Annotated in this window: 17 protein-coding genes; 10 read left to right on the forward strand and 7 right to left on the reverse strand. The window is 49.4% G+C overall.

Going from position 1 to position 9349, the window contains the following annotated elements:
* Window positions 1-54: 54 nt before the first annotated feature.
* The 7 genes from MIM_RS05565 to MIM_RS05590 form a co-directional block, all read right to left on the reverse strand.
* Window positions 55-600 (reverse strand): hypothetical protein, encoded by a 546-nt coding sequence (locus MIM_RS05565; protein WP_025371777.1) that lies wholly within the window; start codon window positions 598-600, stop codon window positions 55-57.
* Window position 601: 1 nt separating this feature from the next.
* Window positions 602-1045, reverse strand: a complete 444-nt coding sequence (locus tag MIM_RS05570) for a helix-turn-helix domain-containing protein (RefSeq protein ID WP_025371778.1) — start codon at window positions 1043-1045, stop codon at window positions 602-604.
* Complete coding sequence (locus MIM_RS05575; RefSeq protein ID WP_025371779.1) at window positions 1038-1493, reverse strand: hypothetical protein; 456 nt, start codon at window positions 1491-1493, stop codon at window positions 1038-1040. The genes MIM_RS05570 and MIM_RS05575 overlap by 8 nt, the downstream gene beginning before the upstream one ends.
* A gap of 77 nt (window positions 1494-1570) precedes the next feature.
* A complete protein-coding gene (locus MIM_RS05580; RefSeq protein ID WP_025371780.1) occupies window positions 1571-1759 on the reverse strand; it encodes a hypothetical protein in 189 nt (62 codons plus the stop codon).
* Complete coding sequence (locus tag MIM_RS23130) at window positions 1756-1926, reverse strand: hypothetical protein (protein ID WP_158318700.1); 171 nt, start codon at window positions 1924-1926, stop codon at window positions 1756-1758. Before MIM_RS23130 ends, MIM_RS05580 begins: the two co-directional genes overlap by 4 nt.
* A gap of 50 nt (window positions 1927-1976) precedes the next feature.
* The gene (locus MIM_RS05585; RefSeq protein WP_042070008.1) at window positions 1977-2354 is read right to left on the reverse strand and encodes a hypothetical protein; all 378 of its coding nucleotides are present in this window, start codon (window positions 2352-2354) and stop codon (window positions 1977-1979) included.
* 60 nt (window positions 2355-2414) lie between these two features.
* On the reverse strand, window positions 2415-2861 hold the full coding sequence (locus MIM_RS05590) for a helix-turn-helix domain-containing protein (protein WP_084458927.1): 447 nt from the start codon (window positions 2859-2861) through the stop codon (window positions 2415-2417).
* 323 nt (window positions 2862-3184) lie between these two features.
* Here MIM_RS05590 and MIM_RS05600 point away from each other — a divergent pair, with 323 nt between their 5' ends.
* Genes MIM_RS05600 through MIM_RS05650 form a run of 10 tightly spaced genes read left to right on the forward strand, consistent with a single transcriptional unit; the run spans window position 3185 to window position 9260 of the window.
* Window positions 3185-3532 (forward strand): hypothetical protein, encoded by a 348-nt coding sequence (locus MIM_RS05600; protein WP_025371784.1) that lies wholly within the window; start codon window positions 3185-3187, stop codon window positions 3530-3532.
* Window positions 3529-3963 (forward strand): hypothetical protein, encoded by a 435-nt coding sequence (locus MIM_RS05605; protein ID WP_025371785.1) that lies wholly within the window; start codon window positions 3529-3531, stop codon window positions 3961-3963. The genes MIM_RS05600 and MIM_RS05605 overlap by 4 nt, the downstream gene beginning before the upstream one ends.
* Window positions 3960-4370 (forward strand): hypothetical protein, encoded by a 411-nt coding sequence (locus MIM_RS05610; RefSeq protein ID WP_025371786.1) that lies wholly within the window; start codon window positions 3960-3962, stop codon window positions 4368-4370. The genes MIM_RS05605 and MIM_RS05610 overlap by 4 nt, the downstream gene beginning before the upstream one ends.
* A gap of 33 nt (window positions 4371-4403) precedes the next feature.
* A complete protein-coding gene (locus MIM_RS23400) occupies window positions 4404-5105 on the forward strand; it encodes a Rha family transcriptional regulator (protein WP_025371787.1) in 702 nt (233 codons plus the stop codon).
* A 2-nt stretch (window positions 5106-5107) separates the two neighbouring features.
* Window positions 5108-5401 (forward strand): hypothetical protein, encoded by a 294-nt coding sequence (locus MIM_RS05625; protein WP_025371788.1) that lies wholly within the window; start codon window positions 5108-5110, stop codon window positions 5399-5401.
* On the forward strand, window positions 5402-6235 hold the full coding sequence (locus MIM_RS22030; RefSeq protein ID WP_025371789.1) for a YdaU family protein: 834 nt from the start codon (window positions 5402-5404) through the stop codon (window positions 6233-6235).
* The gene (gene dnaB, locus MIM_RS05635; RefSeq protein WP_025371790.1) at window positions 6232-7560 is read left to right on the forward strand and encodes a replicative DNA helicase; all 1329 of its coding nucleotides are present in this window, start codon (window positions 6232-6234) and stop codon (window positions 7558-7560) included. The genes MIM_RS22030 and dnaB overlap by 4 nt, the downstream gene beginning before the upstream one ends.
* A gap of 1 nt (window position 7561) precedes the next feature.
* Window positions 7562-8143, forward strand: coding sequence for an endonuclease domain-containing protein (locus MIM_RS05640; RefSeq protein ID WP_025371791.1), 582 nt, complete (start codon window positions 7562-7564; stop codon window positions 8141-8143).
* Window positions 8140-8583, forward strand: coding sequence for a RusA family crossover junction endodeoxyribonuclease (locus MIM_RS05645; protein ID WP_025371792.1), 444 nt, complete (start codon window positions 8140-8142; stop codon window positions 8581-8583). Before MIM_RS05640 ends, MIM_RS05645 begins: the two co-directional genes overlap by 4 nt.
* On the forward strand, window positions 8580-9260 hold the full coding sequence (locus tag MIM_RS05650) for a metallophosphoesterase (protein ID WP_052342282.1): 681 nt from the start codon (window positions 8580-8582) through the stop codon (window positions 9258-9260). The genes MIM_RS05645 and MIM_RS05650 overlap by 4 nt, the downstream gene beginning before the upstream one ends.
* The last annotated feature ends 89 nt before the right edge of the window (window positions 9261-9349 follow it).

The raw sequence follows: 9349 nt of genomic DNA on the forward strand, positions 1-9349 counted from the left end.
GTGCGCAAGGGGGAGGGTGGGCAAAATAAAACCCGCCGGAGCGGGTGGGGGGGGTTACTTAGTGGCCGAGGCCGATTTTTTGGGTGAAGCGGTCTTTTTTCGAGTTGATTTTTTTTCTGGTTCTTTTGGCTGCGGGTCTTTCTTATTTTTCAGTGATGGGCGTGCATCCATGAAGTTCACGCTTGGAAGCGTTAAAGGACCAGGTTTCATCCTTGAAGTTATCTCTAAAACTTTTTCTCTTGCAACTGAATACAATATAGACGACCCATTTACGACGATCAAATCAATCGATTCTTCTTCAGTCTTTGGTTTGAACGCTGGCAAATTTAATTGTGCGAACTTCCCATAAACAGAGATTTTTAAGTTATAGGCGATTTGAGGCGATTCTGAACGGGGGATTTCAAACTGAAAAGTTATTAAAACCAAAGTTCTTTTTTCTTCTACAATCAACTCAAAGTTGTGTTTTACTCGAATCTGGACTCCCATCCATTCAAAAAAATCATTCGGAGAGGGCAGCGCTGCGCCCCCCTCATTTTTATTGCATTGAACGGAAACTTCGTCAAAAAAAATCTCGATGGGTTGTATAGGGCTTGTTTGCATTTCATCCAGCTATAGAGTATTTGCCATTAGAGGTCGATACAAATTGAGTGGAGAATTCTTGATCATTTGCGGCATTCATTCGATTGGTTTTCAGCGAAGCCAGAAAGCCATCGTCTTGGAGCTTTGCATAATGAGGATCTGATTCGCCTAAAAAGTCGAAGCTACTGAGATCCTCAGATTTCTCCTTGAGCAGCTCCACTGAAAGAATCCGGTTAAGCTTTCGAGCATACTTCACCATCGTTTTAAGTGACAGATTTCTATCGCCAGACAAAAGGCTGGAAATATATGGGGCGGAAACTCCTAGCAACTTAGAAACCTGTGCTTGGTTCAGATTATCTTCCTTCATTATTTGGTAAATTTTCAGTGAAAATTCATGCTGTGCTCTTGATTCCCAATATGAATCCAGCTTCTCAAATTCGCTGAACAAGTCGGTAATTTTATCCACGGCGGTAATCCTTGTTTTTTACGATATTAAACCTGTGAGTGGTTCTTTCGTAATTCTGTTTAATCTTTATTAATCTATCTTCTTCTGCGTCACTCAACTTATCTTTTCGCTTTTCCAAAAGCAACGAGCAAATTACTACATGATCTCTATCATAAAAAAAATACAGTCGCAGCTGATCTTTACGCAGACGATAAATGCCGGTGCCGGCTATAGCCTCATGGCACACTTTGCTGTCTTTCGTATATAGATTTGGGCCATCTTCGTTAAAGGCAATGTGTTGAATCTTCTGGAGTAAATTGCCAGCTCTCTTTCGATCTGCTTCGATTTGGGCAAGCTCAAGAAATTTGTCGTAAACCTGACAGCAGCCATCTTCCAAAACTCCGTAAACTTTCCAACAGAGCTTGCGCGGGTCTTTACTTTGCCACAGTTCGACCAGATCCATTCCCATTATCGTAACCTATAAGTTAACTTTTGTCTGCGCTTTCTGCATAATTGTTGCATATCATTCCCAGCCTCTAAAAGGGGTTATTCCTGCTCTTCATCCGGCACCACAACAGATTCCGCCAACTTCTGCCGATACCACTTCCTGATTTCGGGATCCGTCACATTCTCGCGCAACCATTGATCTAGTTCCATGGGCGTGATAGTAGGCACCGGCTCCTTTTTCAGCAAGCCGTTCTCGTCGTATAGGTGTCTGTACTTCAGATTTTTCATGGCGCCGGGCGTTCGATTCTATCGGGCAGAACCAGGCGCTCGAAGTCATCCAGCCAGGCCTTCTGGTGACCCTGTTGCGTTTTGTACCATTCCGCGAACGCCTGCTGCGTTAAATTGGCTCTCATCCAGGCTATTTCTGTCTTAATGTTGGCTTCTTGGTCGGTCATGATGGTCTAGTAGTATTGGGCTGGGTGGGGCGGCGGCCCTCTAAAAGGGGTTATTGAACTCTCGTAGTCCGGGACTGCATCTGGTGTTTGTTGTAGATTTTCTCGGCTACTTTCCCATCCTTGAACGACAGTACAAGTGTTTCAGTTACCGGGTAACCGACTGGGAAAAGACGATATCCGGACCCGCTGGACACCATTGAAGACTTGCCCCATGAGTACGTTTCTTTATCCATCACTTGCATTTTTGACATTGGCGGGACTCCAACGAGCGCCAATGCTTCAGCCTGAGACATGCCCTGATGAATTTTTTCGACATTTTGGGAGTTGAATAGATCGCCTGTCTCTGTTACGGCAGTGCGCGTTGGCATGGAACAGCCAGACGCAAAAATTATCGTTGCTAATAAGACACATTTAAATACTCGATTCATCTTTGGTTACCTTTAGGTTAAATATTTATCAAGTAGAGGACGTTTCCCACGCGCGTATAACTACGCCGCGCTTTTGCGTTCGTCATCAGGTAATTTCGATAGTTTCATCTGAATATAGTCTTCGACATCTTCCAAAATCTCCGGCGGCAGTCTCTCCAAATCGCGCTGCGTAACCCGTTTGAAAGGCCAGTCTGAAAGCGCACGTTCTACTGTATCTATAACGCTTCTAGTGCCAACTAAATTTTCGGGCGTTGTGTTCAGTGCAGCTGCAATTTTCTGGAATCGGCTCGCACGCGGCGTCGTATCTCCCTTTTCCCATTGCTGGACGGTTTGGTAACTCACCCCGAGCCTATCCGCAACCTTTTCCAACGAAAGGCCGCTTTTCGTCCGGTAGTGCTTGATTCGATCGCTAAGTGTACTCATAGCCATATTGAACACGCAAGAACAACTTGTATCAATACAAGAATGACTTGCTATACAAGAGAGGCTTGTATATAATTTATTCATGAACTCTCAGACCCTCATCATCGAAGCAGTACAGAAATGCGGCGGACCCATTGAAACCGCTCGGAAAACTGGCGCCCGCAATTATCAGACGGTTCAGCAATGGATAGAGGCTGGACAGGTTCCTGCTTGGGCATGTCCAGCTTTGGAAAGAGAGAGCGGAATATCCCGCCTTCACTTTCGGAAAGATGCTCAGAAGGTTTGGCCTGAACTGGTCGAAAAGGTAGTCGCGTAGTCATTTTTCACGCCCATGTGAGGTTTGCATGGGTTTTATTTTTGCCTTAATTCAACTGCATAGCCAACTGGTTATTTAATGAAATTTTCCTATGAAACAGTATGAACTTCCTCTGATTGGCCCGGTTAACCCTCCTACCTTCGCGAGTGAGGCAGAAATGAGCCTGTGCAAATCCTATCGGGATGCGGTCCGCCTGTCTTGGCAGTTGAAGGCAAGAAAGAAAATGACCAAGGCGCTTGCCGCTGAGCATGCCGGGTTATATCCGTCTCATGTATCTGACTACCTGCACATTGACGACAACCCACGCCGTCGGGATCTACCCATGGACAAGGTACGCGACTGGTGCCTGGTTGTAGGCAATTGGGTCGTCCTCCAATACATCACCCGCGATGCTCAACTGAACATCATGGAAGAAATGATCGCGCAGAGGGCAGCATGAGCACCGATATCGTCAACAGCGAAGAAGGTCTGCAGCGTTTTATAGGTAAGGCTCGGGAGTTATTCCTTCGCCACAAGTTCTTACGTATCTCCATCAAAACAGGCAAGGCACGTTCTCTGCCACAAAACGCCATCACCCATGTTTTCTATGAGCAGATCGCCCGAGAACTGCGCGAGGATGACGAACTTGGATGGAAGTGCTACTGCAAGCTGCATCACGGTGTACCGATCCTACGCGCAGAAGATGACGAATTCAGGGGAGTGTACGACTCAGCGATCAAGGGTATGTCTTACGAAAACAAATTGAGGGTGATGCGGTACTTGCCCGTCACTTCCCTTATGTCCAAAGAGCAACTAAGCAAATACGCCGTAGAGGTCCAGGACGATTTCCGGCGCCGCGGCGTCATTCTCCAATTCCCGGAGGGAGCATGAAGATCAAAAAACTCAACTATCTACGTTCAGCCCGGCATCAACGCCTTGTGGCTGCTTTGCCATGCGTTAACTGCGGACTGGAAGGGATGACGCAGGCCGCGCATTCCAACTACGGAAAAGGCATGGGTATCAAGGCATGCGACAGCCAGCTTATGGCGCTGTGTGTGAACTGCCACCGGGAACATGACCAAGGCGGGATTTTCGGCAGCAAGTTTGAGCGCTGGCAGAAAGAAGCCTCATTGGTTCAAGCGACTCGCGCTGAATTGCAGATGCGCGGTCAGTGGATGAAAGAAGTCGAAGATGCGTTTGCCCTGGCGTTCCCGCGCCTATGGGCCGCCGCAAATTCAAACGTGGAGTCTGCGACGGAAACTGCAGGCATGAAAAAAGCCGCTGTGGCGGCGGCTTGATTCGTTAACTCAATCGATGAGGGAATTATAAACATGAATCACGAACTTGTAAATAAAAACGAATCCGGTGAATTGGTTACTACCAGTATGGCAATCGCCTTGGGTACGAGTAATGACCATGCCAGCGTTATCAAGCTGGTCAGGGAATACAAGCTGGATCTGGAGGAATTTGGACTTCTGGATTTCAAATCCGAAAGTTCTGGTGGTCGTCCTACGGAGTATGCAGTGCTAAATGAGCAGCAAGCTACGTTGCTTATTACCTACATGCGCAATTCAGAAATAGTGCGGACGTTCAAAAAGCGCTTGGTCAAGGCGTTCTATGAGCTGCGGTCGTCCAAGACAGAACTATCCAGAATCGAATTGCTCACCATGGCGCTGGCTGCTGAGCAAGAAAAAATCCAGCTTGCCTATGAGCGAGACGAAGCAGTAGCAACCAAGGCAGAGATTGGGTCCCGCCGTGAGGCTACAGCAATGAACACCGCCAGCCAGGCCGCAAAGAAAGCCAAGGCACTGGAAACCCAGCTTGACCGCTCCAAGCAGTACGCCACTGTGAAGCGCATGGAAATGCTGTATCACGGGCAAAAGTTCAACTGGCGCCACCTGAAGAGCACCGGAACGGAAATGGGTATTCCAGCCATTGACATATTCGATGCCAACTATGGGACTGTGAAGGCATATCACGCTGATGTATGGATGGAAGCCTATGCGCTGTCTATTGAAGCGGAGGCAGCGTAATCATGGATGCCAAGAAAATTATTGCTCTGATGGATATTGCTCAGAAAGCTATCGACCATCACGCCGCCAGTCGCCGTACAGCCGCTGCAAAACGAGCTTATTACGACTCCTGCTCTGAATGGAAAGACGATCAAGGGTATGACCGGTTCCAGAAGCTGGATCGCAATAGCGAGGATTGGGAAAGAATGATGACCCACGCCCATAGTTGCCTGGTTGAGTACAGGAAAGCCAAGAAGGCGGAATACAACGCAAAGCGCCGTCTGACTACAGCTATCCGTAAAGCGGAGGTTGCGTAATTGAACTACTACCAACACCACATAGGCGACTACAGGAGGGATACGTCCCACCTGAGTCTGCTTGAGCATGGAATCTATCGCCAGCTTATCGACCTGTACTACATGGAAGAAAAGCCAATACCGAAAGAAACCCAGTGGGTTATGCGTCGGTTATCAGCAAAAACCCAAGAAGAACAGGATGCAGTCAAAAACGTACTGAACGACTTCTTTGAGCTGTCCGAAGATGGGTATTCACATCGTCGTTGTGACTCTGAGATTGATCAGTATCACCAGAAAGCAGAGAAAAACCGAGAGAACGGTAAGAAAGGTGGCCGTCCTGCGAAAAATAAACCTGTTGATAATCAATCTGATACAGAAGCACAAAACCCAGAAAAACCCAGTGGGTTTATTTCGGAAAGCGAATCAAAAGCGAATGAAACCCTAACCAATAACCATAAACCATTAACCAATATATATTCCGCCCCGGAATCCGAGGCGGACATTCCTGATGGTCCTGCAAAACGAAAAAGCAAACCAACTGTCACCCTGAAAACTTTCATGGAGAACTGCAAGGCGAATGGTGAACCGGTGATTGCTGACTACCAACCGCTATTGACGTATGCCGGCAGTGTCAATCTCCCCGAGGAAATGCTCGTCCTGTGCTGGGAAGAGTTCAAGGTTCGCTATCTGCCTGATGGTCCATCTGCCGCCAAGCGGTACAAGGACTGGCGCATCGTGTTCCTGACTGCCGTGAAGGAGAACTGGTTGAAAATTTGGTGGGTTGAACCAGATGGCACTTACTCGCTGACCACTCGCGGCAAGCAAGCTGAAATGGCGCATAGGGAGGCAGCATGAATATCGCCCTTGAAGCCGAACAAAGTGTACTTGGCGGACTGCTGCTGGACAACAACGCCTATGACCGCCTTGGAATGCTGAGCAAAGAGGATTTCGCCCGCGCTGACCACCAGACGATCTTTGCCGAAACTAAGCGCTTGATCGAAGCCGGTAAGCCGGTAGACGTGATCACGCTGTCCGAGAAGCTGGCAGGGGTCTGCGATATTGCGTACCTTGCCAGCCTGGAAACCAACACCCCCAGTGTGTCGAACATCGGCCACTACGCGAAGATCGTGCGTGAAACGGCCCAGCGGCGCAAGTTGCTGACGGTCGGTATCCGCATTCAGGAGGATGCTGCCAAGGCAGGAGCAGACACCGCGGCGGTTATCGACATGGCGCAGTCCGAGTTGGAGAAGATCGCAGAGAATCGTGAGAGTAATGAGCCTGTGCTGGCGAGTGACGACCTAGCCGACTACCTGAACGAACTGGAGCGACGAGAGGAGGGTAACGGCACGGCGGTCTTTGCGACTGGGTTTGCTGATCTGGACCGCAAAATGTCCGGTGGCCTGCGAGGCGGTGACCTGTGTGTGATTGCCGGTCGCCCCAAGACAGGCAAGACCAGTCTTGCGATGAACATCGCTGTGAATATCTCCTACGACCACCCGGTACTGTTCCTATCGCAAGAAATGAAGCGGCGCCAGCTTCATGATCGCAATGTTGCCAGTATCGGCAAGGTGGACTTATCACACCTGCTGAACCCAAAGCAGATAACCACCAAAGAAATGGATGGGGTCGGCACAGCAGTTGCCACGATAAGCGCCTTGAAACTGTATGTGGACGACCAAGGTGGTCTGCGCCTGATGGATGTCCGTGTCAAAGCGCGCGGAGTCGCAAGAAAGCACGGCTTGAAAGTTCTGGTGATTGACTACCTGCAGCTTATGGTGGGCGAGGGAGCAAACCGGAACGCCGAAATCGAAGGCATTACCCGGGGCTTAAAAGCGCTGGCACTGGAAATGGATATAGCCATCATCCTGCTTTCCCAATTGAACCGGAGCCTTGAATCTCGACCCAATAAACGACCGCTTCCTTCTGATCTGCGAGATTCTGGCGCCATTGAACAGGATTGTGACATGGCTTTGTTCATGTACCGGGACGAAGTCTACCACCCAGAAACGACGGATAAAGGTATCTGCGAGGTGAACGTTGGTCTAATCCGTCAGGGTGAACCGGGGACTGTCGGTCTGGTCTTTGAGGGCCAATACTCAAAATTCAGCAATTTGGAACGAGGCCGGCTATTCGGGCAGGCGGCCCCTAAACCGAAATACTCCAACGGGCTGAGGGACTGATATGGACAATTTCATCAAAATATCGGATGCCGTACAGAATCTACTAAGTGGCTTCACTGCCGAAACAGCATACCTCGATGTTTCTTTGGATATGCCGCTGGCTGAAAGGTTTAGTCGTATCAAGCATAACTATCGGTTGTTTCAGAAATCGGTTGATGCTGGAAAGGCTTCATGGATGGAAACGGACCAATACCGGATCGCTGATTGGAGCAGGGTATTCACTCCAATTGAGGCGGCATCTTGGGAGGATATCAGATTCAGCAGAATCCCGCTCTGGCCACAATTGCCGGTAGATCGTTTCTTTTTGGACTTTGGTAACCCAATCGTAAAAGTTGGACTGGAATGCGATGGGAAGCAGTGGCACGACCAGAGAAAGGATGCAGAACGCGATGCAATTCTCAAGGCGCAGGGGTGGATTATTTTCCGTGCTGAGGGCTGGCGGTGCAATCGCGTAATGCCATATCCAGATGATTTTGACGATTGGAGTGACTACGCACAGGCAAATTTCAGGTTCCGACGCAGGCACGGAACTATGGAAGGGCTGATCGACACCATCAAACATACTTTCGAGCATAGAGCATGAGCCCATTTAGCATCACATTCACTGTCCCCGGCGCTGCCGTCCCAAAGGCCCGCGCTCGAGTCGTGAAAGTCAAGGGGAGGACGATGGCATTCACGCCAGAGAAGACGGTCAACTTTGAGAACTTGGTCAGTTGGACAGCCAAGCAGGCTATGCAAGGCAGGGATATGTGGATGGGGCCGGTTAAGGCGACGATTGAAGTAATCCTGCCCATACCAACGTCATGGTCAGGGAAACGAAAGATGGAAGCTGCTGCCGATCACATTGCCCCTACGAAGAAGCCGGATGCGGACAACATTCAGAAAGCGCTGTTTGATGCCATGAATGACATCGTATTTAAGGACGACAGTCAGGTTGTGGATATTCACTGCTGGAAGCGGTATGGGCTGACACCGGAAACTCGGATCAGGATCGAATCAACATGTCAGGAGGCAGCCAAATGACCTACGTACACAAGTTTGAAATGAACACCAAAGGCCGGGATTTCGTTGTTGGCGATATTCACGGGAATTTCAGCAAGTTGATGGCGGTTTTGAAAGAGGTGAATTTCAGCCTTTACGATGATCGGCTGTTCTCGGTAGGTGATTTGGTGGATCGCGGGCCAGAGAACGAGGACATGATTAATTTCACGGAATCTGGCATTTTCTTCCCGGTCCGGGGGAATCATGACGACTTTGCTATCCGTTATCACCGAATTGGCAAGATGGATGATGATCACTACCGCCGCAACGGGGGTGGCTGGTTCATCGATCTTGTGCCGGAAATGCGCGAAATCCTAGTCCAGAAGCTGGAACGTTTGCCGTTCGCTATCGAAGTCGAAACCATCAATGGCCGGGTAGGAATCATCCACGCAGACGTGCCTTGCCCTGATTGGAATGATCTCGAACAGTACCTGGCAAACAAGGGCTATCGCCAGCGGGCCATGTGGGCGAGAGACCGGTTTGGCCTGCAAGATGATACGCCGGTTTCTGGAATCGACCATGTAGTCGTCGGGCATAACTGCCATCCAACGGTCATGACGCTGGGCAATGTGCACCACATCGACACCGGCGGTTGGCTTCCCGAGGACTATTTCGGGCGCTTTACTCTGCTCGAAATCAGCAAACCGGGGGTGTTCTGATGATCCTACTAGTATTTTTACTCGGCTGCATAGTTGGCTTTCTACTTGCCTGCTTTGCACAATTTATTTGGCACTCAATGGAGAGGTAC

Source organism: Advenella mimigardefordensis DPN7, assembly GCF_000521505.1.
Taxonomy (GTDB): Bacteria; Pseudomonadota; Gammaproteobacteria; order Burkholderiales; family Burkholderiaceae_B; genus Advenella; species Advenella mimigardefordensis.

Bases quoted from the DNA above. Each gene is read 5' to 3' on its own strand.
- MIM_RS05640 (WP_025371791.1), top strand. From the start codon at position 7,562: ATGGACAATTTCATCAAAATATCGGATGCCGTACAGAATCTACTAAGT.
- MIM_RS05565 (WP_025371777.1), bottom strand. From the start codon at position 600: ATGCAAACAAGCCCTATACAACCCATCGAGATTTTTTTTGACGAAGTT.
- MIM_RS05600 (WP_025371784.1), top strand. From the start codon at position 3,185: ATGAAACAGTATGAACTTCCTCTGATTGGCCCGGTTAACCCTCCTACC.
- dnaB (WP_025371790.1), top strand. From the start codon at position 6,232: ATGAATATCGCCCTTGAAGCCGAACAAAGTGTACTTGGCGGACTGCTG.
- MIM_RS05605 (WP_025371785.1), top strand. From the start codon at position 3,529: ATGAGCACCGATATCGTCAACAGCGAAGAAGGTCTGCAGCGTTTTATA.
- MIM_RS05650 (WP_052342282.1), top strand. From the start codon at position 8,580: ATGACCTACGTACACAAGTTTGAAATGAACACCAAAGGCCGGGATTTC.
- MIM_RS05575 (WP_025371779.1), bottom strand. From the start codon at position 1,493: ATGGGAATGGATCTGGTCGAACTGTGGCAAAGTAAAGACCCGCGCAAG.
- MIM_RS05590 (WP_084458927.1), bottom strand. From the start codon at position 2,861: ATGAATAAATTATATACAAGCCTCTCTTGTATAGCAAGTCATTCTTGT.
- MIM_RS05610 (WP_025371786.1), top strand. From the start codon at position 3,960: ATGAAGATCAAAAAACTCAACTATCTACGTTCAGCCCGGCATCAACGC.
- MIM_RS23130 (WP_158318700.1), bottom strand. From the start codon at position 1,926: ATGACCGACCAAGAAGCCAACATTAAGACAGAAATAGCCTGGATGAGA.
- MIM_RS05645 (WP_025371792.1), top strand. From the start codon at position 8,140: ATGAGCCCATTTAGCATCACATTCACTGTCCCCGGCGCTGCCGTCCCA.
- MIM_RS05580 (WP_025371780.1), bottom strand. From the start codon at position 1,759: ATGAAAAATCTGAAGTACAGACACCTATACGACGAGAACGGCTTGCTG.
- MIM_RS05625 (WP_025371788.1), top strand. From the start codon at position 5,108: ATGGATGCCAAGAAAATTATTGCTCTGATGGATATTGCTCAGAAAGCT.
- MIM_RS23400 (WP_025371787.1), top strand. From the start codon at position 4,404: ATGAATCACGAACTTGTAAATAAAAACGAATCCGGTGAATTGGTTACT.
- MIM_RS05585 (WP_042070008.1), bottom strand. From the start codon at position 2,354: ATGAATCGAGTATTTAAATGTGTCTTATTAGCAACGATAATTTTTGCG.